16 protein-coding genes are annotated in these 23,385 nt (G+C 49.7%); 10 read left to right on the top strand and 6 right to left on the bottom strand.

Features of this window, described 5'->3' with window-relative positions:
* Nucleotides 1-45 precede the first annotated feature (45 nt).
* The 3 genes from ACFQRK_RS18075 to lpxB all read left to right on the top strand — a co-directional run bounded on the left by ACFQRK_RS18075 (nucleotide 46) and on the right by lpxB (nucleotide 3,538).
* Nucleotides 46-1,119 (top strand): agmatine/peptidylarginine deiminase, encoded by a 1,074-nt coding sequence (locus tag ACFQRK_RS18075; RefSeq protein WP_379009230.1) that lies wholly within the window; start codon nucleotides 46-48, stop codon nucleotides 1,117-1,119.
* A gap of 14 nt (nucleotides 1,120-1,133) precedes the next feature.
* Entirely contained in the window at nucleotides 1,134-2,342 is a 1,209-nt protein-coding gene (locus ACFQRK_RS18070; RefSeq protein ID WP_379009228.1) for a porin, read from the top strand.
* A gap of 77 nt (nucleotides 2,343-2,419) precedes the next feature.
* Entirely contained in the window at nucleotides 2,420-3,538 is a 1,119-nt protein-coding gene (gene lpxB, locus ACFQRK_RS18065; protein WP_379009225.1) for a lipid-A-disaccharide synthase, read from the top strand.
* A 1-nt stretch (nucleotide 3,539) separates the two neighbouring features.
* On the opposite strand, the gene aroB is transcribed toward lpxB, so the two are convergent.
* From aroB to ACFQRK_RS18050, 3 genes are read right to left on the bottom strand one after another with little or no spacing between them, the layout of a single operon-like run.
* Nucleotides 3,540-4,619: a 3-dehydroquinate synthase gene (gene aroB, locus ACFQRK_RS18060; RefSeq protein WP_379009224.1), complete on the bottom strand. Its 1,080-nt coding sequence runs from the start codon at nucleotides 4,617-4,619 to the stop codon at nucleotides 3,540-3,542.
* A gap of 2 nt (nucleotides 4,620-4,621) precedes the next feature.
* The gene (locus tag ACFQRK_RS18055) at nucleotides 4,622-5,047 is read right to left on the bottom strand and encodes a hypothetical protein (protein ID WP_379009223.1); all 426 of its coding nucleotides are present in this window, start codon (nucleotides 5,045-5,047) and stop codon (nucleotides 4,622-4,624) included.
* Nucleotide 5,048: 1 nt separating this feature from the next.
* Nucleotides 5,049-5,258, bottom strand: a complete 210-nt coding sequence (locus tag ACFQRK_RS18050; protein ID WP_379009222.1) for an RNA-binding S4 domain-containing protein — start codon at nucleotides 5,256-5,258, stop codon at nucleotides 5,049-5,051.
* 228 nt (nucleotides 5,259-5,486) lie between these two features.
* Here ACFQRK_RS18050 and gltB point away from each other — a divergent pair, with 228 nt between their 5' ends.
* Both gltB and ACFQRK_RS18040 read left to right on the top strand, forming a co-directional pair.
* Nucleotides 5,487-10,001, top strand: coding sequence for a glutamate synthase large subunit (gene gltB, locus ACFQRK_RS18045; RefSeq protein ID WP_379009221.1), 4,515 nt, complete (start codon nucleotides 5,487-5,489; stop codon nucleotides 9,999-10,001).
* Between the two features lie 53 nt (nucleotides 10,002-10,054).
* Nucleotides 10,055-11,521, top strand: a complete 1,467-nt coding sequence (locus tag ACFQRK_RS18040; RefSeq protein WP_379009220.1) for a glutamate synthase subunit beta — start codon at nucleotides 10,055-10,057, stop codon at nucleotides 11,519-11,521.
* A gap of 314 nt (nucleotides 11,522-11,835) precedes the next feature.
* On the opposite strand, the gene ACFQRK_RS18035 is transcribed toward ACFQRK_RS18040, so the two are convergent.
* The 3 genes from ACFQRK_RS18035 to tgt form a co-directional block, all read right to left on the bottom strand.
* A complete protein-coding gene (locus tag ACFQRK_RS18035) occupies nucleotides 11,836-12,723 on the bottom strand; it encodes a DMT family transporter (RefSeq protein WP_379009219.1) in 888 nt (295 codons plus the stop codon).
* 183 nt (nucleotides 12,724-12,906) lie between these two features.
* On the bottom strand, nucleotides 12,907-14,004 hold the full coding sequence (locus ACFQRK_RS18030; RefSeq protein WP_379009218.1) for an LptF/LptG family permease: 1,098 nt from the start codon (nucleotides 14,002-14,004) through the stop codon (nucleotides 12,907-12,909).
* Nucleotides 14,005-14,006: 2 nt separating this feature from the next.
* Nucleotides 14,007-15,137 carry a tRNA guanosine(34) transglycosylase Tgt gene (gene tgt / locus ACFQRK_RS18025; RefSeq protein WP_379009217.1) on the bottom strand — a complete coding sequence of 377 codons (1,131 nt, stop codon included), beginning with the start codon at nucleotides 15,135-15,137 and terminating at the stop codon, nucleotides 14,007-14,009.
* Between the two features lie 160 nt (nucleotides 15,138-15,297).
* On the opposite strand from tgt, the gene ACFQRK_RS18020 reads away from it, so the two are divergent.
* The 5 genes from ACFQRK_RS18020 to ACFQRK_RS18000 all read left to right on the top strand — a co-directional run bounded on the left by ACFQRK_RS18020 (nucleotide 15,298) and on the right by ACFQRK_RS18000 (nucleotide 23,346).
* Nucleotides 15,298-15,897: an RNA polymerase sigma factor gene (locus tag ACFQRK_RS18020; RefSeq protein ID WP_379009216.1), complete on the top strand. Its 600-nt coding sequence runs from the start codon at nucleotides 15,298-15,300 to the stop codon at nucleotides 15,895-15,897.
* A 78-nt stretch (nucleotides 15,898-15,975) separates the two neighbouring features.
* Complete coding sequence (locus tag ACFQRK_RS18015) at nucleotides 15,976-17,088, top strand: FecR family protein (protein WP_379009215.1); 1,113 nt, start codon at nucleotides 15,976-15,978, stop codon at nucleotides 17,086-17,088.
* 227 nt (nucleotides 17,089-17,315) lie between these two features.
* Nucleotides 17,316-20,486: a SusC/RagA family TonB-linked outer membrane protein gene (locus ACFQRK_RS18010; protein ID WP_379009214.1), complete on the top strand. Its 3,171-nt coding sequence runs from the start codon at nucleotides 17,316-17,318 to the stop codon at nucleotides 20,484-20,486.
* Between the two features lie 21 nt (nucleotides 20,487-20,507).
* On the top strand, nucleotides 20,508-22,106 hold the full coding sequence (locus ACFQRK_RS18005; RefSeq protein ID WP_379009212.1) for a RagB/SusD family nutrient uptake outer membrane protein: 1,599 nt from the start codon (nucleotides 20,508-20,510) through the stop codon (nucleotides 22,104-22,106).
* Nucleotides 22,107-22,191: 85 nt separating this feature from the next.
* Complete coding sequence (locus tag ACFQRK_RS18000) at nucleotides 22,192-23,346, top strand: glycosyltransferase (RefSeq protein ID WP_379009210.1); 1,155 nt, start codon at nucleotides 22,192-22,194, stop codon at nucleotides 23,344-23,346.
* Nucleotides 23,347-23,385 lie beyond the last annotated feature (39 nt).

Raw genomic sequence — 23,385 nt, 5'->3', positions numbered from 1 at the left:
TGTTTTCCCAGTTCTTTCCAAAAACCTTACATTTCTTTGTCTAAAATGACTCCTCCAACCCCCAAAGCGCTCGGTTATTATTTCCCTGCGGAGTGGCACCCGCACCGGGCCACTTGGTTAAGCTGGCCCCATAAGGAAGCCAGCTGGCCGGGCAAAATCGCAGCGATATATCGCCCCTATTGCCAATTTATCAAAGAAGTATCGGCAGGCGAGCAGGTATGCATTAATGTAGCCAACGCGGAGATGCAAGCAATTGCCTCTACCCACTTGATTGAAGCCGGAGTAGATTTAGCTAAGATCTCGTTCTATCACCATCCCACAGACGACGCTTGGTGCCGCGATCACGGCCCGGCCTTTCTGATCAACCCCGATGCCGATATCCAGAAGCTGGTGGTGGATTGGGGATACAATGCATGGGGAAATAAATATCCGCCTTATGCACAGGACGATGTTATCCCCTCGCTGGTAGCCGAAGCGTTGGATTTGCCTGTCATCCATCCGGGCATTGTGATGGAAGGCGGCTCGGTCGATTTCAATGGAAGGGGCACCGTACTTAGCACGACGGCATGCCTACTGAACCAAAATCGTAATCCGCATCTAAACCAGGAAGAAATCGAAACTTTTCTTTTTGATTACTACGGTGTGTCACAGGTTCTCTGGTTAGGCGATGGTATTGTAGGCGACGACACCGATGGACATATCGATGACATCACGCGCTTTGTGAACGAAGACACCGTGGTTACGGTCGTCGAGACAAACCGCACGGATGAGAATTATGCCATTTTGCAGGATAATTTAAAATTGCTTCGGGGGATGCGGCTGGAAAATGGCAAGCAGCTGAATATCGTCGAGTTGCCCATGCCGACGCCTGTGGTATATGACGGGCAACGGCTCCCCGCTTCGTATGCCAACTTCTATATTGCTAATCACGCCGTCGTTGTTCCCACGTACCGCGATGAGCAGAATGACCAGAAAGCACTGGATATCCTGGCTTCGTGTTTTCCCGACCGCAGGGTGGTAGGTATCGATAGTACGGATATCATATGGGGCTTAGGTAGTTGGCACTGCCTGAGCCAACAGGAGCCACATGCAATCCCCGAAATGTTTAACTCTCCATAAAATCCATTACGAACATGAAGTATCGCCTGCTGACATTTTTTGCTATTTATATCGGTCTGATTTCTCCAAATTCCCTGTTCGGTCAGCGTCAACGCGATGATCGTCCCACCATCGAAAATTTCAAGGGCATCCAATACACCGGCGACGATTCAACCTTTTACATCAATTTCCGGTTCCGGATGCAAAGCCGCCTGAAATACACGTCGCTTAGCGGTACGGATCTGGGCGCGGAATCTTTGGAAGCACGGATTCGAAGATTGCGGCTGCGCATGGACGGATACATTTACAACCCCAAATTATCCTACTCCATACAGCTCGGTTTTACGCGAGGCGACCAGGACTACGACGATACCGACGTCCCGAATATCGTGCGGGATGCGGTCATTTTTTATAACTTTACCGATAATTTCTACGTTGCTTTCGGACAAAACAAGCTGCCGGGTAACCGCCAGCGTGTGAACTCCTCGGGTGAATTGCAGTTTGCCGAACGTTCACTGGTCAACGCGACGTTCAACGTTGACCGTGATTTCGGAATTAAAGCCTACTATTCGCCTAAAATCGGCGATATACCGCTCCACCTTAAGGCAGCTATCAGCACGGGCGAAGGGCGTGTAGCCAATATAACTGACGACGGATTGGCCTATACGGGCCGCGCCGAGATTCTGCCACTTGGTGCATTTACCAACGAAGGGGACTATTACGAGGGCGATCTCGAATACGAGGAAAGCCCTAAACTGTCTATCGGGGGCGGATACAGCCTTAATGACCAGACAACACGTACCGGTGGACAGACCGGTGTATTTATTACCACACCACTCACCCTCAAAACCTCCTTCTACGATGCCATCTTTAAATATCGTGGATGGGCATATCAGGTCGAATACATGAAACGCGGAGCCGACGATCCATTTAGCACCGATGAAGAGGGCGAAGTCGCCTACACCTTCAAGGGACAGGGTGTAAACCAGCAGCTTTCGTACGTACTCAACCGAAATGCGGGTTACGAACTCGCCGGACGGTATACCTGGATCAAACCCCATCAGGATATCCGGGCATTTGAGAATCAAACGGAAGTTGTTGAGCTGGGATTAACCAAATATTTCCGCGCACATCGCCTCAAATTGCAGTTGAATGCGCACTATCAAACTCAGGATGGTGTTTACCGAACGGATTACGATGGAAATAATTGGGGGGCCACTTTCCAGATCGAGTTAGGTATATGACGTTAAAAATTCGTTAATTTGAATCAACAATCAATTACCGATTGCTGAGCCTGAATAAAGCAGCGGGCAGTGAAAAAATGAAATATTACCTCATAGCCGGAGAAACATCGGGCGACCTGCATGGCGCCAACCTGATCCGTTCCCTGAAAAAACTGGATACGGAAGCCGATTTCCGGCTGGTCGGCGGCGACCGGATGCAACAGGCAGCTGGCAAAACCGCCACTATCCACGTGGCACAGATGGCATTCATGGGGTTCGTGGAAGTGCTCGCCAATCTAAATACCATTGCCAAAAATCTGCGGCTCGTGAAAGCGGATATCGCCGCCTACGCTCCCGATGCGCTTGTTCTCATTGATTTTCCGGGATTCAATCTAAAAATAGCCTCGTATGCCAAAAAAGCTGGCATCAACGTATGCTATTACATCTCCCCGAAAGTATGGGCTTGGAACCAGAGACGCGTATTGAAAATCAAACGTGTCGTAGATCGGCTATTCTGCATTCTGCCCTTTGAGGTGGAGTTTTACAAGACATGGGGCATGGATGTCGATTACGTGGGAAATCCACTGTTGGACGCCATCGCGGAGCATACCGATAATAAACAATTCATCGAAGAAAATCATTTGACAGGCAAGCCCATAATCGCGCTGCTTCCCGGAAGCCGGCACATGGAAATCAGCAAACTGCTCCCAATGATGAGTGAGCTGGCTTTCCGGTTTCCCGCACATCACTGCGTAGTTGCAGGTGCTCCCAATTTCGATGCGCAGTATTATAACCAGCTTATGGGCGATGCCGAGTTGCCGGTACTTTTTAATGCAACGTATGACCTGCTGAAGCATGCGGAAGCAGCCGTTGTTGCTAGCGGCACCGCAACGTTGGAAGCGGCTTTACTAAATACACCGCAAGTGGTCGTGTACAAAGCCAACCCGCTATCCATTGCCATTGGTCGTTTGGTCATCCGGGTTAAGTATATCTCGCTCGTCAATCTTATCCTTGACAAGCTCGCCGTAAAGGAACTCATCCAAAAAGACTGCACGCTGGAAGCAGTCGCTGACGAGCTGGACCATTTACTTAACAAAAAGGCCCACAGGCAACAGGTATTGGATGATTACGAGAGCCTCCGTCAAAAAATGGGAGAACCAGGTGCATCCGAGCGAACAGCCCGGCTGATTACTGACTTTTTAGGTCAAACTTCCTGATTTATCGTCCGGAGCCGATCAGGTTCCGGTAAAAGTCGAGGCTTTCGACAATCACGTCTTCCTCCACAAACACGTCGATGTCGCATTGTCCAATGGTGCTTAGCAAGGAAAAGCCGATTCGATGACCGGCATTTTTCTTATCATTTTTCATGAGTACCAACAACGCTTCATAAATTTCCCGGTCATATGAATAGTCAGGAAAATGCCGACGGAATGTCTGAATAATATCGTTAAGCGCATCTTCGGATAATCCGTTCAACCGGTGTGCCAGGTACGCCTCACAAATCATTCCTGCCGCAATGGCTTCGCCATGCAGTAACGGATTACGGTCACTTGCCAGTGAATGCCCTTCCAGCGCATGACCAATGGTATGGCCAAAGTTCAATATCTTACGCAATCCTTTTTCCAGCGGGTCCTGAGTTACTACGTTGTTTTTGATCGCTACCGAATGCCTGATGTGCTCAAGGGAGATGGCCGTGGCATCCAGCCCTTTGATCGCTTCATAAAAGGATCGGTCTGCAATCAGGCCGTGCTTGATAATTTCGGCAAACCCCGAAACAAGCTGCCGTTGGTCCAATGTCCGTAGGAAAGTTGATGCGATGAATACGGCTTTCGGCTGTGCAAACGTCCCGATAATATTCTTAACATGGTCCATGTCTACACCGGTCTTGCCCCCTACGGAGGCATCCACCTGCGATAACAGTGTAGTCGGCACCTGGACGAAATCGATTCCCCGTTTGAATGTTGAAGCGGTGAATCCTCCCATATCCGTAATTACGCCTCCGCCCAGATTGATCAACAAGCTCTGGCGGTCCGCGCCGAAGTCCAGCATCATTTTCCAGATTCCGACGCAAAAATCGATATTTTTGTTTTCCTCCCCTGGATCCACCTCGATGACATCGTACCCATCAAACCATGGCATCGCCTCTTGCAATACGGGCAGGCAGTGAATGCAGGCATTCCGGTCCGTGAGTATGAGTATCTTTGAATAGGTGTGCTGCTGTATGAATCGGTGTAGTTCCGTTAATGTATCGTCAAAAATAACATCGTAGCCGATGCTCGGTAGTTTGTGTGGGTTCATGCTTATCTTGCCGTCATTAATTTCAATTCGAAATCCTTTACCCGCTCGTAATAGGGAATATCGGACCGTCTTGCAAACTGGATAAAATTCATAATTACACTATCCCGTTGAGCCTGTGGGATCGTTGGAACAACGTTGTTGCCTTGTTCATCCCGTATGGTTATACCGGCCACATCTTTAATCGAATCCGGAAACTGCTGGATATGCATAAGTACCGCCGCATATTTCTGGATACCTTTGGAATAGGCCGCCAATGCTGATGAAACCGCAACGGTATCCGTTTCTAATTTTTCGATCACTGCATCTGACCCCTTCCGTTCGTAGGCTTCTACAGTGATAGCCAACACATAGGGTTTATTTGCCCCTTCTTTGTTTCCCGAGCAAGCACAAAGCGCGATAAGCGCCGGAATTACCCATCGATTCTTCATTTTAAGATTGTATTTGTACCTTATTCCCATTAAATTCGACAACATCTCCGGGCCGCACCTTCAACCGCTTCCGGCAATCGATTTGGCCGTTGTATCGCACCAATCCCGCAGATACAGCCGCCTGCGCCGCACCGCCATGTTCCACCCAGTTAAGTACCTTGAGCAATTGGATTAGCGCAATGTGGTCCCCTTTAATTTGATAGGTAATCATCCCGCAAACTTAGGCAAATTTGCTTGATGCGCAATAGGAAAGCTTGCTTACCCACCCAAATAGATTATTGCAAAGTCGGCAAAATAACACGCCTTTCTTTAACATATTATCAAAAATTAATATAAATAATAGCTAATTATCAACAAATGAAATAAAAATTTGAAAATAATTTAATTATAACCGATTTATTTACTAATTTAGCAAATTGAATACAGCTAACTAAATAGAATGACTGATATATTGAGACAACAGGAAGGGCTATACCATTCTGAGTTTGAGCACGATGCATGTGGCGTAGGATTTATTGCCAACTTAAAGGGCAACAAAACCCATCAACAAGTACGGGATGCGCTGACCATGCTCGAAAACATGGAGCACCGGGGCGCTTGCGGTTGCGATCCTGAAAGCGGCGATGGCGCCGGTATTATGATTCAGTTGCCGCATGAATTCCTCTGGGAAGAGTGTATTGCATTGGACATCCAACTGAACGAACCGGGATATTACGGCACCGGCATGGCATTTTTACCCAAAAATGCGGAGGCCAACCGCATTTGCCGAGAAATCATTCAACAAGCCACCGAGGAAAGAGGTATGGATTTTCTGGGATTTCGGCGTGTGCCGGTTAATCCCGACGGCATCGGAAGCACGGCATTGAGCGTGGAGCCTGAAATTGTGCAGTTTTTTGTTTCCCGTCCCTCCGGCGTGACCGATACCAAAGAATTTGAACGGAAACTATTCGTACTGCGGCGGCTGATCACTAAAAAGGTACGGGAAACCTCCGAACTTACCGAAGATCTCTATATCGCATCCCTATCCTGCAAAGTCATTGTTTATAAAGGGCAGTTGACTACCTATCAGGTAGCTACCTATTACCCCGATCTTTCGGATGAACGGGTGGTATCTGCTTTCGGTTTGGTCCACTCCCGTTTTTCTACCAATACGTTTCCGTCATGGCAGTTGGCGCAGCCATTCCGTATGCTGGCCCATAACGGCGAAATCAATACCCTGACCGGCAACCTGAACTGGTTCTACGCCGGCTTGCGTTCATTATCTTCGCCCTATTTCACGGAGGAGGAACTTCAAATTCTCCTGCCGGTTGTGGATGGACATCAATCGGATTCAGCCTGCTTGGATAACGTCGCTGAATTACTTCTTCACAGCGGCCGCAGCATCGCACATGTGATGCTGATGATGGTTCCCGAAGCCTGGGATGGCAACACGCAAATGGATCCACTGAAAAAGGCGTTTTATGAATACCACGCGACGCTAATGGAACCCTGGGACGGACCCGCAGCGCTCTGCTTTACCGATGGCACCACCATCGGCGCGATGCTCGACCGGAATGGGTTGCGGCCCCTTCGGTTTGCTGTGACTTCGGACGACCGGGTGATCGTGGCTTCGGAAGCCGGTGCGCTCCCGATCGATGAGAGCATTATCATCAGGAAAGGCCGGCAGCAGCCAGGCAAGATCTTCCTGATCGACATGGAAAAAGGCGAGATCTTATCCGACGAACAGGTAAAGGGTGAATTAATTACGAAGCAACCCTATGGCGATTGGCTCAACCAATATAAAATCCGTATGGAAGAGCTCGCCGAGCCGCGCGTCACGTTTACTTACCTCTCAAAAGAGTCCGTATTCAAATACCAACAGATATTCGGCTATTCCCGCGAAGACATCGAAGGCATCCTTACCCCGATGGCGCTGGATGGAAAAGAACCCGTCGGTTCCATGGGAACAGACGTCCCGCTTGCCGTACTTTCAAACCACCCCCAGCACCTGTCAAGTTATTTCAAGCAGTTCTTCGCCCAGGTAACCAACCCCCCCATTGACCCGATCCGCGAACGCCTGGTGATGAGCTTGGCGACCTTTATCGGGAATGCGGGAAACATTTTGGACGAAAACAAAATGCATTGCCACTGCGTGGCTTTGGAACATCCTATATTAACGAGCCGGGAACTTGAAAAGCTTCGCAGCATTGATACCGGAATTTTCCAGGCTAAAACGCTGCAGTGCTATTTCAACGCCAACGGCAAGCCAGGGGCCCTCGAAGAAGGATTGGCCCGTCTGTGCCGCTATGCAGAAGATGCCGTGAAGGACGGATTTGAGGTGATTATCCTCTCCGACCGGGCCATTGATTCGCAACACGCGGCAATCCCGTCATTGTTAGCGGTATCAGCCGTTCACCACCACCTCATCAAAACGGGACACCGTGGTGCAGTAGGCCTGGTCGTTGAAGGCGGCGACGTATGGGAAGTACATCACTTCGCCTGCTTATTGGCGTTTGGAGCCACTGCCATCAATCCCTATATGGCGTTGGCCTCTATCCGCACACTGAAAGAACAAAAAATCCTGGATACCGACCTCACCTGGCCCCAACTGGCCAAGAATTATGTCAAGGCGGTATGCGGCGGACTGCTTAAAATCTTTTCAAAGATGGGTATTTCGACACTGCAGTCCTATCACGGCGCGCAGATCTTTGAAGTACTTGGCATCCATAAAAGCGTCGTTGACACCTATTTCTGTGGTGCAGTCTCCCGGATTGGTGGATTGGATCTGGACGACATCGCGCGCGAAGTATTGAGCAAGCATCACCGCGGGTTTACCAGTTCCCGTAACGCGAAAGATTTACTTCCTGAAGGAGGCATCTATCAGTGGAAAAGACGGGGTGAAGCACACTTGTTTAATCCGCAGACGGTTCACCTGCTTCAACAGGCATGCCGCACGGGTGACTACGAAACGTATAAGAAATATGCGGCGCTCATCAACAACCAAAAGGAGCGCATGTATACCCTCCGTGGACTCCTTGATTTTGCAAGACACCGCACGCCTGTTCCCCTGGACGAAGTGGAGCCGGCTGAAGCCATCATGAAACGCTTTGCTACGGGAGCCATGTCGTTTGGCTCCATCTCACACGAGGCCCACAGCACGTTAGCCATTGCTATGAACCGGATCGGTGGCAAGAGCAACACCGGAGAAGGAGGTGAAGATGAGATGCGCTACAAACCGCTGCCAAACGGGGATTCCATGCGTTCAGCAATCAAACAGGTGGCTTCCGGACGTTTCGGAGTAACTTCCAACTACCTGACGCAAGCCGATGAGCTGCAGATCAAGATGGCGCAGGGCGCAAAACCGGGTGAAGGCGGACAGCTGCCGGGGCATAAAGTTGACGACTGGATTGCCAGGGTGCGGCATTCGACACCGGGTGTGGGACTGATCTCCCCTCCCCCCCACCACGATATCTATTCCATCGAAGATTTGGCCCAGCTGATCTTCGACCTAAAAAACGCAAACCGTGAGGCACGCATCAACGTAAAACTCGTATCGAAAGCCGGTGTGGGTACCATTGCTGCGGGTGTCGCAAAAGCCCATGCAGACGTGATTCTCATTGCGGGGTACGACGGCGGAACCGGCGCATCCCCCATCAGCTCGATCAAACATGCCGGGCTTCCCTGGGAATTGGGCTTAGCGGAATCACACCAAACCTTGGTTAGAAATGGGTTGCGCAGCCGTGTGGTGCTACAAACCGACGGCCAGCTAAAAACTGGGCGTGACATAGCGATCGCAACCTTACTGGGAGCAGAAGAATGGGGCGTGGCCACGGCGGCGCTGGTAGCCGGTGGATGCATCATGATGCGAAAATGCCATCTGAACACCTGTCCCGTGGGCGTTGCCACCCAAGATCCGGAGCTTCGCAAGCTGTTTACGGGCAAGCCGGAAGATATCGTTAACCTCTTCAAATTCCTTGCCGAAGAGTTGCGCGAAGTAATGGCCGAACTCGGATTCCGTACGATCAATGAAATGGTGGGCCGTGCGCAGTTCCTGAAAAAGCGTGAAAGTGTAGACCACTGGAAAGTCAACAAATTGGATCTTTCGGGAATTCTTCATGTCGCTCACAGCCGCACGGGCGATACCCTTTATCAAACCGAGCAGCAGGACCACGGGCTGGATATGATCCTGGATTGGGGCTTGGTAACCCAGGCACGCAAGGCACTGGACAGCAAAACGCCCGTTTTCGGCGCGTTCAATGTCAAAAACACCGATCGTACCATCGGTACGCTGCTCTCCAACGAAGTATCCAAGATATACGGTGGCGAAGGTCTTCCAGACAATACCATTAACTATAAATTCACCGGTTCAGCGGGGCAAAGTTTCGGCGCATTTGCTGCGAAGGGACTTTCTTTTGAGCTGGAGGGCGAAGCCAATGACTACGTGGGCAAGGGTCTATCCGGTGCGCAGCTGGCTATCTACCCTGCGCAGAATAGCCCGCTTACACCCCACGAAAACATTATCATCGGTAACGTGGCCTTATACGGCGCTACCTCCGGCCATCTGTTTGTATGCGGGCAAGCCGGAGAGCGGTTTGCCGTGCGTAATTCCGGAGCTACGGCTGTGGTGGAAGGCGTTGGCGACCACGGATGCGAGTATATGACGGGCGGGCGGGCGCTGATCCTGGGCGCTACGGGACGTAACTTCGCGGCTGGAATGAGCGGTGGTATCGCATGGGTATATGACTTGGAAGGAACGTTCCGGGACAACTGCAACATGGAAATGGTCGACCTCGATCCACTCGAAGCAGAAGATGAAACCGCGATCATTGCCTTGCTTAAACGGCACATCCACCTGACCGGCAGCAAACGGGCTACCGCCATCCTTCAGAATTGGAAAAGCGAAAAAGGATGCTTCATTAAAGTATTCCCAAGAGAGTACAAAAACGTGCTGCGTTCGAAATTAGTAGAAGCATAATAGGGCGCGCGGATTTTAGGAACAAAGACTAAAGACAAAAGACTAAAAATAAGATGGGAAAACCAACCGGATTTAAAGAATTTGATCGGACCCTCCCCAAGAAGGATTCCGTGGCGAACCGGAAAAAAACGTACAACGAGTTTGTGCAACCATATAGCGAAGAGGAATTGAACAGGCAGGCAGCCCGGTGCATGAACTGCGGAATTCCGTTCTGCCATTCGGGATGCCCCCTAGGCAATGTGATTCCAGAATTTAACGACGCTGTTTACGATGGAAAATGGGAAGAAGCATACCGGATATTGGTATCTACCAACAACTTTCCTGAATTTACGGGGCGTATATGCCCCGCTCCCTGCGAATCAGCCTGTGTATTAGGCATTAATCGATCCCCGGTAGCGATTGAAGAAATTGAAAAGCACATCATCGAAATTGCCTACAAGCGGGATTATGTCAAGGCCAAGCCCACGCATCTAAAAACGGGAAAACGGGTAGCTGTCGTAGGCAGTGGTCCAGCCGGTCTGGCCGCTGCAGCCCAGCTGATCCGGGTCGGTCACGAGGTTACGGTATACGAACGGGACGACAAACCAGGCGGGCTGCTCCGTTATGGCATTCCTGATTTTAAACTGGAAAAGTGGGTAATAGACCGTCGGATCAAGGTGATGGAAGACGAGGGTGTCGTTTTCCGCTGTAACGCGGAGGTGGGTAACAATGTGCCGGCAAGTGAACTGCAAGCCTACGATGCGGTGGTGCTCGCAGGTGGATCCACGATTCCCCGAAACCTCAATATTCCAGGCAGGGAACTGAACGGTGTTCACTTCGCCATGGAGTTTCTAAAGCAGCAAAACAAACGAGTAGGCAACTCAGCCTTTGAAGAAACCGACATTCTTGCCACGGGAAAAAACGTATTGGTTATTGGCGGCGGAGATACCGGTTCAGATTGTGTAGGCACGTCAAACCGCCATGGCGCAAAATCCGTGACCCAATTTGAGCTGATGCCACAACCGCCCCAAGGGCGTACGGAGGCCATGCCATGGCCTACCTACCCCATGTTACTCAAAACCACCACATCGCACGAAGAAGGATGCGATCGCCATTGGAGCATCAGTACAAAGGAGTTTATCGGTGATGGCAACGGCAACCTAAAAGCCGCCCGTGTTGTCGACTTGGAATGGGAACTTGATCCATTGGGTCGCCCAGTAAAATTTACCGAAGTAGCTGGCTCCGAACGCGAGATTCCCTGCGAGCTTGCTTTGTTGGCCATGGGCTTCTTACATCCCCAGCACGACGGACTCCTGCAGCAATTGGGCGTGGAACTGGACGGCCGGGGCAATGTCCAGGCGAAGGAAGGCGAATATCAAACCTCCACCACGCGGGTTTTCGCTGCAGGCGACATGCGCCGCGGGCAGTCGCTGGTGGTATGGGCCATCTCCGAAGGACGCGAATGTGCGCGCAAAGTTGACGAATACTTAATGGGATATTCGGAACTGGAAAGCAAAGATGCCGTCTTTGATTACGCGTAGTACCGACAACCTATCAAACCGCCCATCTAGGCGGTTATCTGCATAGTCAATCATTTTGATGATAAGTAATTACTTTCTGCATGGAAAGTAATTACTTATGCTTTTTCGCCAACGCCGCCAATTCCGCCGGTACTTCCTGCAATTCTATGGAACTTTGGGCCACGACGTAACAGCCGCCAACATCTTCCGTAGACGCCCTGTTTTATCCCGGCAAACACGTCAAATCTGCGATCCAGGGTCTAAACCAGCGGTGGAAACGGAATCGCTCTTACGCGAACGCTAACGAATAATCCCAAGGATCAGCCCACATTAAATTAACGGATACGGCTTTTTGAACGATAACGGAGCACGGGAAACAGAAATACTGCCCCCAGGATGATAACTGCGCCGGCATAAAAGCCAGCGCTCATTTTTTCCTGATGCCCAAAAAACAACCACGCCAATAAAATCCCATAAATCGGCTCCAGGTTGCTGGCCAGTGCCACGCGGAATGCACTGATCTCTTTCATGACCGACACGGCCGCTACATACGCTCCCGACGTGCAAATCGTACCCAGCAGCAAAAGATACACCCAATCGGTCGCCGTAGCGTTCATACCTTCATCAAATTTACCCGATACCAGCATAAACAACGAAAGCAGCACCCAAGCGCCCGCCATCTCGTAAAGGCTGATGAGGGTAGCGCCGCTGCGCTTTATCAATAAGGAATTAATGGTGCCAAAAAATGCGGCGGCCAATGCAGCGGCTAAACCGAAGAGTATGCCTTTGATATACTGGCTTTCAAATTTAAAAACCAGGTATATACCCACAATAATCAATAAACCGACAAGTACCTCCAACTTTGACGTCCGCCGCTTATAAAACAACGGTTCTACGAGCGCCGTGAACAGCGTGATGGATGACAAACAGACCAGCGTAACCGATACGGTAGATGCTTTGATGGATTCGAAAAAAAGCAACCAATGTAGTCCCACCAATCCCCCCGTAACAAAGAAGGATATAAAATCCCGTCTGTTCACCGAAAAAGACCGTCGTTTGATGGCAAAATAAATAGCCAACGATACGAAGGCTATTCCTACGCGGTACCATACCAGGTGAATAGCCGGAATGGAAATGAGGTTGCCCAGTATCCCCGTGAACCCCCATACCACAACGGTGAGATGCAGGATAAGTAAGTTACGGCCGCTCGCGGGATTTTCCATGTGATATCGTACTACGTCGGTAGGTTTACGCGGCGGACCAGTAATACATTTCTGGCGATTCCGAAAAATGGATGAGCGAAGAAGGTCGATCGGCAACCTTTGTATTTTCCGGAGGATGGGAATCTGGGCGGGGCATATAACGACTCTTTTAATACGGTGCGGGTTCGATTTACAACACCTGATTTATTTCGGCGCTTTATGTAACAGATAAAATGCCAGCAACCCGAAAATAACATTGGGAATAAAAACGGCAATAATCGGAGGAAGCCCCCCTTTCAGGGAAAACATGGTCGAAAACTGAATAAATACAATGTAGGTGAAACTCAATCCGATCCCGATTCCCAGACTAAGCCCGATCCCGCCGCGTACTTTTTTCGACGACAATGCGACTCCCATCAAGGTGAGCACATAGGCAGCCAGGGGGGTCACAAATCGTTTATATTTTTCAAGCAACAGATCCGTCATCATACCGGTCCCCCTGGTCTTTTCCTTTTCGATGCGCTCGTTTAGTTCAGTCATCTTCATCGCGGTGAATATATTGTCGTAGACTTCAAAATCGCCCGGTGACATGTCCAACAGCGTATCCATGCTGGTTCCTTTTATCATTTTCTCATTCAGCGAATCGATTACGCGGATCGTGTAATTTTCGATCCGCCAATTATTTTTGATCGAATCCCACGTAATGCGATCGGCCATCAGCTTCTCCGTCATCTCCCCTTCAGCAAACTTTTCGAGCACAAAGTTGTATCCTACCTTGCGGTTGTTATCGAAATTATCGATGTACACATAACTGTCTTCGTCAATCTGCATGTGCGTAGAGCTTTTGTTGTTATTCTCCACGGGCTTTACATAGACCCTTTCAAAGCCCACCTTTAGCTTATTGGTACGGGGAATGATGTAAACGCTGAATGCAAAATTCAGTACGAAAATAAAGGTGGCTGCAACCATATACGGCCGTATAAACCGATTAAAACTCATTCCGCCACTCAGAATTGGTACGATTTCGGTTTGATCGGCCATTTTCGCAGTAAAAAAAATAACTGCAATAAAATTGATAAGCGGCGAGAGCATATTTAAGTAAAATGGCACAAATCCCGCATAATACTCAAACACGATCTTCGAAAGAGGTGCCTTATGCTTCATGAAATCATCCAGTCGCTCGGAAACGTCGAACACCACCGCAACCACCGTAAAAATGGCCATGGTAAACACGAACGTACTTAGGTACTTCCGGATGATATACCAGTCGATAATCGTAAACGAGGATTTCAGCCACTTCATGCCTATAACCTTTCGTCCAATTGTGCCACCATTTTACTTTTCCATTCAGAAAAATCGCCCGCCACAATATGCTTGCGCGCCTCTCCCACCAACCAGAGGTAAAAGTGCAGGTTGTGCAATGAGGCAATCTGCGCGCCAAGAATTTCCTGCGATCGGATAAGATGCCTTAAATACGCTTTTGTATATACCCGATCGGCGAGTAAATCACTTTCCGGGTCAATGGGCGTAAAATCCGCCTCCCATTTTTTATTTTTGATGTTGATGATGCCCTGCCGGGTAAACAACATGCCATTGCGTGCATTTCGCGTAGGCATTACGCAGTCAAACATATCGATACCCAACGCGATATTTTCCAAGAGGTTCACCGGCGTGCCGACCCCCATCAGATACCGTGGCTTTTCAGTAGGTAGGATATTACATACCACTTCGGTCATCGCGTACATTTCCTCCGCCGGCTCGCCCACCGACAATCCGCCGATGGCATTTCCGTCACGTCCAAAAGCCGAAATGGTCTCTGCCGACCGTTCCCTCAGATCCCGGTACACCGACCCTTGGACAATCGGGAACAACGTCTGTTCGTAACCGTACAAGGGCTGTGTCTGGTCAAATCGATCGCAGCACCGTTTCAACCAACGATGGGTCATATCAAGCGACCGCTTGGCATAGAGATAATCGCAGGGATACGGCGTACATTCGTCGAAGGCCATAACGATGTCTGCCCCGATAATCCGCTGTGTGTCCATCACGTTTTCAGGCGTAAAAAGATGTTTGGAGCCATCGATATGAGATCGGAAAGTCACCCCTTCCTCCTTGATTTTCCGTACTTCAGTAAGTGAATACACCTGATAGCCTCCGCTATCGGTCAAAATGGGTTTATTCCACCCGTTGAATCGGTGGAGCCCACCTGCACGACTCAGTATATCCAGTCCCGGCCGTAAATACAGGTGGTAGGTATTGCCGAGAATAATCTGTGCACCGATGTCGTGAACCAATTCATGTTGATGCACCGCCTTTACGGTACCCGCCGTGCCTACAGGCATAAAAATGGGTGTCTCGATGGTGCCATGGGCCGTTTCCATTACTCCGGCACGCGCCTTGGACTGTCTATCTGTTGCCTGAAGGGTGAATTTCATGTTGCGCAAAAATAGCGAAATTTAAGTGAATAGGTTACGACGACGAGAAATCATTACGAGAGGTCAAAACAAGGTTGCTAGATAATAATTTTGTTAAATTTGTTCTTGCCATACCAGTTTAACCTTTTGGTAACATGAATATCCGCATATTTGTACCGATATGATAGCCATTGAGATTGGTGTTTGGAAAAATTTTATCGCGGGCCGGGATGGGGCTTTCAAAACATTGTACGACCGATGTGTGGACGGTTTATTCGCTTTTGGATGTCATTATACACCGGATGAAGAACTGGTTAAAGATAGCATACACGATTTATTCGTCGATCTATATCGATACCGTACGCAATTAAGTCATGAAGTGAATGTAAAAGCATACCTCTTCAGTGCGCTGCGACGTAGGATTCTAAACTCCGTATCAAAGACGAAACAACAGGAGGAGCGGATCGCCGATCACCCGGACAACGATTTCCATGCCGTATGGGATGCCGAAACGATCCTGATCCAGGACGAAGAACAAGCGCATGCATTAGCTTGTTTACGCAACGAAATACGTAATTTGCCCGGTAAGCAAAAGGAAGTGTTATACCTCCGGTTTACTTCCGAGTTGGAATATGAACAAGTAGCAGCAATCATGGGTATTTCCCCCGCTTCCGCGCGGACCCTGGTTTACCGGGCAATAAAAACGTTGCGGAACAATATGAACCGGGTGTCGGTATCGCCCTTGCTGTGGATGATTTTCCAAAGCGGACATAAAAAATAATACACAGTATACCAACCTATTACATCAAACTAAAAAAAATACGTCTATAAATCGACCGTCCGGCGCTCTGCTATATAAATGGACGATAATCAGGTTGAGGACATCTTAGGCGGGGACAGCCCCGAAGATCGGCTGCGGGAGGCGCAGCCCGGTGCCGTAAAGCGATTGGCTACCCGTATGTTTGCGCTATTGAGGATGGAACGACCTAAATCGCTCAATCCTTCTGAACGTTCCGAATTGTGGAATCGGATAGAGCGGTCGACTACCCATGCTAGCAGATCACCCCGCTTATCGCGGTTCATCGTTGCGGCAAGTGTACTTGCAGCTGCGTCCGTGTCCTTTTGGCTGCTGTGGAACGAGCGGCAACCATCGCTCTCCCCCCTTGCCATAACGGCATTAAGCAACCAATCCCTGCTACAGGATACTGGAGCGATCAAATTACGGGGCCACGATGCGCACACAGTCGTAGTGAACGATGAAGGGGCGATTGATATGACGGCCGTTGATCGGGATCACGACGCTCCGCGCCAAGCCAATCAATTCAATACACTTACCGTTCCTTACGGGAAACGGAAGGAGTTGATCTTACCCGATGGGTCTAAAGTATGGCTAAATGCCGGTTCGCAGCTTACCTTTCCCGAACGATTCGAAGCCGAAAAACGGGAGGTTTACCTAGAGGGCGAAGGTTACTTCGATGTACAACCCAACGCCAAAGCGCCTTTCTTTGTGCGTACCGAAGATTTTCTGGTAAAGGTACTGGGCACTGCGTTCAATATCAGCTCTTACCACGATGATGCCTTTGCTTCTACGGTCTTAATCCGTGGCAAAATCACATTGGAAGGCATCGGCAACAACCGGTTCGAACCACGGCCGATGGAACCCGGTAATACAGCTGTGCTGGAACGCGGAACCAAACGTCTTCTCGTGCATCCGGCCGACGCAAAAGACTACATATCCTGGACCCAGAAACACCTCATATTGAAACAGACGCCCCGCAGCGAATTACTGGTTAAATTAGGCCGTGCCTATAACACCAAAATTATGGAAGCACAGCCCGCTGCAGCCGACGATACTTTTTCGGGCAGACTTGACCTGACGCAACCGTTGGTAGATTTATTGGCTATTATCTATAATCAACAGGAATACCGTATCCGGCAGGAAGAAAGGAGGGTTATTATACAGAAAAAATAATACGTTAACCATTAACGGGCAGGTGCTGACACACCTACCCGTTTACTACGTTGACCCGGCGACCGTCGAAGGCTCCTAGAAAACCGCCTCTGCGGAAGTCACCAAGCAAAAGCATGCATCAATATTAACTGAATATTAATACAACGATTAGCGAAGTTATGAAATATCTCATTGCCGCGCAATCCCGATTTTGGGTTTGTAGCGGAGTTCCAAAAAAAGTTTTTCGGATGATAAAAATCACCGCGTTTCTCTTATGTATCAGTATGGTATCGGTATATGCCGATTCGTATTCGCAAAGCGTGAGCGTAGCGATTGAAAACGGTAAGCTCACTGATTTGTTTGAGGAAATACAAGAACAAAGCGATTTTGTATTTTTTTATAAAGACCGACTGGTCGCTGACAAAACGATCAGTATTTCGGCACGCAATGAAAACGTGCAACGTCTACTGAAAAAAGTATTGGCCAAACAGCAACTCGATTACGTGATTTCTGGCAACCAGATCACGATACAGCGCGCCGAAGGCAACCAGCAACGCACCATCAATGGTACCGTCCGCGATGGTGCTGGCGCGCCGCTTGCCGGGGTTAATGTACTGGTCAAAGGATCGAATATCGGTGTCATGACCGACGATCGGGGCCGGTATCAGCTGGATGTAACCGGCTATGTAACGCTGATCTTTAGTTCGGTCGGCTATATGGATGTGGAAGAAACCACCGCCCACCGAACGCGTATCGATGTGGTGCTGCAGGAGTCCAGCCAGGAATTGGAACAGGTGGTCGTAACGGGTTACAGCACCATCGATAAACAGCACGTGGCATCCTCGGTAGCCAGTATGGACATGGACCGCGCTACCAACCGCCCGATATTTAAACTGGAAGAGGCATTCAGCGGGACCCTTCCCGGGGTAACGCTCACGCAAACAACCAATATGCCCGGCGTAACGCCCGGCACGATATCCATCCGTGGAACAAGTACCCTGCAGAATGCAACGCCCCTGGTGATTGTAGACGGGATGGAACAATCGCTGACCGATATTGACCCCAATCAGGTGAAGAGCATTACGGTATTGAAGGATGCCGCTTCGGCATCCTTGTACGGATCGCGGGGGGCAAACGGAGTAATCGTCATCGAAACCAAGCGGGGTTCGACGGGCCGATTTAAGGTAGACCTGCATCATTGGAGTGCGTTCAGCGATCCGATCGACCTACCGAATTTGGTCAACGCGGCAGATTACATGCGGCTTAATAACGAAGCCCGGGGTATGCAGGGCCAAACCCTGCTTTTCGACCACGAAGATATCGCTGCGGCCGCCCGTGGTGACTTTAAGGGTACCGATTGGCTGGATGCGATCATGCAACGCCGGGCCCAAGCGCACAATACGACGGCCAGCATTTCCGGCGGTGGTGGCGTGGGGACGTTCAACCTCATGCTGGGTTACGTGAATCAAGGCGGGCTGAATGCCCATGAGGGAACGGAAAAATTCAGCGCCCGCTTCAACACCAACATCAACATCGATGACAAATTTGTGTTATTGGCCGACTTCTATGCGCATAGATTGCAGGTAAACCAATTGCAAATCAAAAATTTGACCGATAAAGCCAGCGACGACCCCAGCAACCACTGGCTGTATCAGGACGCCTGGAAAATGAACCCGACGCAGCCTATATTCTACGAGTCTGATAGGCCATCGCATTACATCCTGCACAATAACCTCAATCCCCTGGCGTCGGTAGCACATGGCGGTCAGCGCAACAACATGTTTGACCGCAGCACCATAAACCTGCGTCCACGGTATTTCATAACGGAAGATCTTTCCATCGAAGGCAACGTCTCGTATATGATCAATCGATCGGCTGCCAAAATAAAACGCGAAACGACCATGTTCTACGATGGCGACGGCCGACCGGCAGCTACCTGGGCCAATCATACCTTCGCCAGACAGGGTGTCAGCGTAAGCCAACTGACCGCTCGCGCGAATGTTAATTATGAAAAGTCGCTGCGGCAAGACAAAGACAAATTGTATTTTATTGCCGGTTCGGAAATCATGAGTTATAACTACACCGATTACCGGGAAGTTAGCAAGGCTTCTTTTTTTGGAAAACTGAATTATTCATTTGACAACCGGTACATTTTGGAAGCGACAGCCCGCTCGGATGGCAGCAGTAAATTTGCACCCGGTCACCGCTGGGGCTTTTTTCCTTCGGCTGCCCTCGCGTGGAACGTGCACAACGAAGCGTTTATGCGGGGAATCGTGGATAATGGCGCCATTAACAACTTGAAAATCCGAGCGTCATATGGACTGATCGGTAACGAAAACGTAGATCCTTATCTTTGGCAAGAGATCGTCAATAACTACGGCTGGGTAATGCGGGTACCTAATCCCCAATTTTCATGGGAAAAACAAAACCAATGGAATGTAGGGGTGGATTTGACCACGCTCAATAATCGGCTGAACCTGACAGCAGAGGTGTACCACAAACACTCCTACGATTTGATTTTTGACGGATTTCCAGTCCCGCCGCTAACCGGAGCGAATGTCCTCGAGTCTGCCGTAAACATTGGAGAAGTGGAAAACAAGGGCTGGGAAATCTCAGCCAATTGGAGCGACCGCGTAGGTAAACTCTCATACCGCATCGGTGGAATGCTCTTCAACAACGAAAACCGTGTGCTGAAGGCCGGTTACACCACGTCGGATTCGTTGATATTCAAGGGGGATGCGGACCGGATATGGTACCGCGGCATTGCGTTAAACAATTATTACGGTTATGAAAGCGACGGGTACTTCCAGACACAGGAAGAAGTGGACGCTACATCGGCCAAACTCCCCAATACCATGCCGGGTGATATCCGCTATGTAGACCAAAACGGAGATGGCATTATCAACGAGAATGATCGGGTCGATCTGGGTAACCCGTTTCCCCGGATGAACTACTCGGTTACCCTAGACCTTCGGTACGGCCGCTGGGATTTCAACATGCTGGGGCAGGGTGTTGGCCGGCGCACAGGCAGACTCAATGGCCTGGAAGGATACCCCGTACTGATGGACGGGTCGGATAACAGCTTCGGCACACCCCGCCAGGAATATATGGACAACCGGTGGACACCTGAAACGCCCAACAGCCGCTTTCCGCGGGTATGGACAGGTCAAAGTTCAAACGCTGTGCTGAGCAATGTGTGGCTGAGCAATGCAGCTTTCTTCCGGGTGAAAATGCTGCAACTCGGTTATACAATCCCTAACATTGGTAAGAGTATCCAAAGCCTGCGTATTTACCTTAACGCACAAGATGCCTTGACATTTACAAAATGGGAAGGACTGGAGCCTGAGCGGGATGGTGGAAATGGAAGTTATCCACGCATGGCTACCTATAGCATCGGAATCCGGGCATCTATCTTATAACCTTAAAAGACATTACGAATCATGAAGAAGCAAGTTATATTTTTGAGCGTTATGGCGATGACGCTTGGAGGGTGTGAAAAATTTCTCGATAAACGGGATCCCACCGCCACCACCTTTCAGGAGTTTTTTATTGATGAAGACGACTTACGGAGAGTGACTTACAGCACTTATCTGGATGTTTTCACTCCACGGGATAATCGCAGGCTTTTATTCTACATGCATGACGGTCGATCCGATAATGCCTTTGCCCGGGTGAATGGCGACCACCACCAACTAATCGCTAATGGCAATATCAACAGCAATACCCGCGCTTTTGAATATTACTATACCTTATACATGAAACACGTAGGCCGTTTGAACACCTATATTGCGAATATCGATGTGCCTTACGTGGAAGATGAGGCCGTACGTGCCCGCTATAAAGGTATTTTGGAAGGATTGCGGGTTTGGCATTATTTCCGGATGGTTGCGCGTTGGGGAGACATTCCATTTTTGTTGGAACCCGCTACGTTGGAGGAGGCAGTACAGCCACCCATGGCGAAGGAACAAATACTGGATCAGTTGTTCGCCATGTCCGAAGACATCGCCGACCGTCTTCCTCCCGATGAATACACCACCAACAAATACATGTTCAACAAATATTCGTTCAAGGCGTTGGTCATGCGGTATGCGCTGTACAATGGACGGTACGAACTGGCTGCCCGATTGGCCAAGGAAATCATGGACAGCGGCAACTACGAGCTCTATCATAGTTACCGCGATTTATTCCAATATGAAGGTGCAGCGGTCAATAAGGAGTTCATTATGCACCAGGACCTTGAATCGGTGGGTGCCAATGCCACATACTCCTTCCGGGATTTAGGGCCGCACTTCCGTACAGGCAACGGCCAATCCTACTGCGTACCGGTCAAAGCCCTCGTGGATGCTTACTGGACCAAACAGGGGCGCCCGATCGATGCATGCCCGTTGCATACCAAAGAGGAGTATGAGCTGGATCCGAACCTAAACCGCGATCCGCGTTACGAAGCGAGTATCATGGGGCACGGTGACGAATTTTATGGGGAGACCATTGATATTTATAATCAGAATAATCCGATGTTTTACGAAAACCAGCGGTCCAGCAAGTCGGGCTATTGGTGGCGTAAATTCGTGTCCGAAGCCGATGCCTTCCGCACCGGTAACCTCACCTTCGGTCTTTTGCGATACGCAGAGGTATTGTTAACCTATGCGGAGGCGAAAATTATGCTCAACGATATGGATGATCTCGCCAAAAGCTGTATCAACCAAGTACGGCAGCGTGCCGGCCTGGATATGGCGTTTGCCGATGTAACGCTGCCAACGTATGGGGCCTATACCCAAGACCAATGGATCGATCTGATCCGTAACGAACGCCGCATTGAGCTGGCGGGAGAAGGTGTACGTTATGACGATATCATCCGTTGGCGGATTGCCGAGGATGTGTTGAATCAACCTGCATTGGGCCATACCCGGATGGTCAATGGCCAAAAGCAGTCGTTGCACATCGAAGATCGCTCGTTTGCGCCGCACAATTACCTCTGGCCGCATCATGAATTGCAACTAAAAGTAGAGCCCGATTTGAAACAGAACCCGGGTTATTAATCACATAAAACGACTGCAATCGTTAAGAGACTGCCGAAGGTAATCAGGCAGTCTCTTTTTTTGTTTCCAAATTAACCTGCTATCTTTGGCAGCGTATATGGACGTCTTCAGCCAAATAACCGCAATTGCATTCTTCCTATTATCGGGAACCTGCGGATTGCTACTCATTGTGCAGGTATATTTTCTCCTGTCGGTATACAGCAAGTTGGCCTTTTATAAAATTCCACCCATATTGGAGAAATCTCCTCTCCCTCCCCTGTCGGTCATTATCTGCGCCCGCAATGAGGAGGAAAATCTGCGGCTGCACTTGCCTCACATCCTCGGGCAGGATTATCACACATTTGAAGTCATCCTGGTAAACGACTTTTCGGAAGATGACACCAAATGGCTACTGAGAGACCTTTGCGCACAACATCCTAATTTAAAGGTGGTCGAAATCGCCGAGCATGTGCGCCTGAAGCATGGCAAGAAGTTTGCCGTTACGCTGGGCATTAAGGCCGCCCAATACGAGCATCTCGTATTTACGGATGCGGATTGCATCCCCCAATCCGAGCAGTGGCTCCGGCATATCGGCGGCTCCTTCGGCAGTGGGGAGGAAATTGTGCTTGGCTATTCTCCCTATATAAAAAAATCCGGATTGCTCAACGCCCTGATCCGCTTCGAAACATTCCACACCGCCCTAAGCTACCTTTCCTATGCACTACGGGGAAACGCTTATATGGGGGTGGGGCGCAATCTTGCGTATACCAAAAGCTTATTCTTCAGGGGAAAGGGGTTTGCCGCCCATATGCACATCGCATCAGGTGACGACGATCTGTTCGTAAACCAGAACGCGACCCCACACAATACCGTCATCTGTATCCATCCCGAAGCACATGTATGGAGCGAACCAAAGACCACGTTTTCGGCGTATGCCCGGCAAAAAACCCGGCATGCCGGTGCATCCAAGGCCTATAGGCCCGCCCATCGGCGGATGTTGGCTTTGCAACTGATCAGTGCCTTTCTTTTCTATCTGTTTGCCATCGTCACCGTCGCCGCATATCCTCCATATTGGTATGTTGTGGTGGGCATGTACCTTATCCGGCTGCTGCTGCAACTTTTTATCTACTATCCTGCGATGAAGAAATTACAGGTGAAAGGATTGATATGGGGGCTGCCGTTGCTAGATATCGCTTATTACAGTTATATTTGCCTTAACGGCTTCGCAGCATTGTTTAAGAAAGAAGTAACGTGGAAATAAACGGGATACAAAACAGGTATTGCGAGGTTAGAAGACGAA

Source organism: Parapedobacter sp. GCM10030251, from assembly GCF_042666505.1.
GTDB lineage: Bacteria > Bacteroidota > Bacteroidia > Sphingobacteriales > Sphingobacteriaceae > Parapedobacter.
Note: the sequence above shows the minus strand (reverse complement) of the source record. Positions and strands in the feature narration are given on the sequence as shown.

What these genes read in the sequence shown, in the direction of transcription:
- ACFQRK_RS18015 (WP_379009215.1), top strand. Translation starts at nt 15,976, where the DNA reads ATGGACGATAATCAGGTTGAGGACATCTTAGGCGGGGACAGCCCCGAA.
- ACFQRK_RS18005 (WP_379009212.1), top strand. Translation starts at nt 20,508, where the DNA reads ATGAAGAAGCAAGTTATATTTTTGAGCGTTATGGCGATGACGCTTGGA.
- ACFQRK_RS18010 (WP_379009214.1), top strand. Translation starts at nt 17,316, where the DNA reads ATGATAAAAATCACCGCGTTTCTCTTATGTATCAGTATGGTATCGGTA.
- ACFQRK_RS18055 (WP_379009223.1), bottom strand. Translation starts at nt 5,047, where the DNA reads ATGAAGAATCGATGGGTAATTCCGGCGCTTATCGCGCTTTGTGCTTGC.
- ACFQRK_RS18030 (WP_379009218.1), bottom strand. Translation starts at nt 14,004, where the DNA reads ATGAAGTGGCTGAAATCCTCGTTTACGATTATCGACTGGTATATCATC.
- tgt (WP_379009217.1), bottom strand. Translation starts at nt 15,137, where the DNA reads ATGAAATTCACCCTTCAGGCAACAGATAGACAGTCCAAGGCGCGTGCC.
- ACFQRK_RS18070 (WP_379009228.1), top strand. Translation starts at nt 1,134, where the DNA reads ATGAAGTATCGCCTGCTGACATTTTTTGCTATTTATATCGGTCTGATT.
- gltB (WP_379009221.1), top strand. Translation starts at nt 5,487, where the DNA reads ATGACTGATATATTGAGACAACAGGAAGGGCTATACCATTCTGAGTTT.
- ACFQRK_RS18020 (WP_379009216.1), top strand. Translation starts at nt 15,298, where the DNA reads ATGATAGCCATTGAGATTGGTGTTTGGAAAAATTTTATCGCGGGCCGG.
- ACFQRK_RS18075 (WP_379009230.1), top strand. Translation starts at nt 46, where the DNA reads ATGACTCCTCCAACCCCCAAAGCGCTCGGTTATTATTTCCCTGCGGAG.
- aroB (WP_379009224.1), bottom strand. Translation starts at nt 4,619, where the DNA reads ATGAACCCACACAAACTACCGAGCATCGGCTACGATGTTATTTTTGAC.
- ACFQRK_RS18050 (WP_379009222.1), bottom strand. Translation starts at nt 5,258, where the DNA reads ATGATTACCTATCAAATTAAAGGGGACCACATTGCGCTAATCCAATTG.
- ACFQRK_RS18035 (WP_379009219.1), bottom strand. Translation starts at nt 12,723, where the DNA reads ATGGAAAATCCCGCGAGCGGCCGTAACTTACTTATCCTGCATCTCACC.
- lpxB (WP_379009225.1), top strand. Translation starts at nt 2,420, where the DNA reads ATGAAATATTACCTCATAGCCGGAGAAACATCGGGCGACCTGCATGGC.
- ACFQRK_RS18040 (WP_379009220.1), top strand. Translation starts at nt 10,055, where the DNA reads ATGGGAAAACCAACCGGATTTAAAGAATTTGATCGGACCCTCCCCAAG.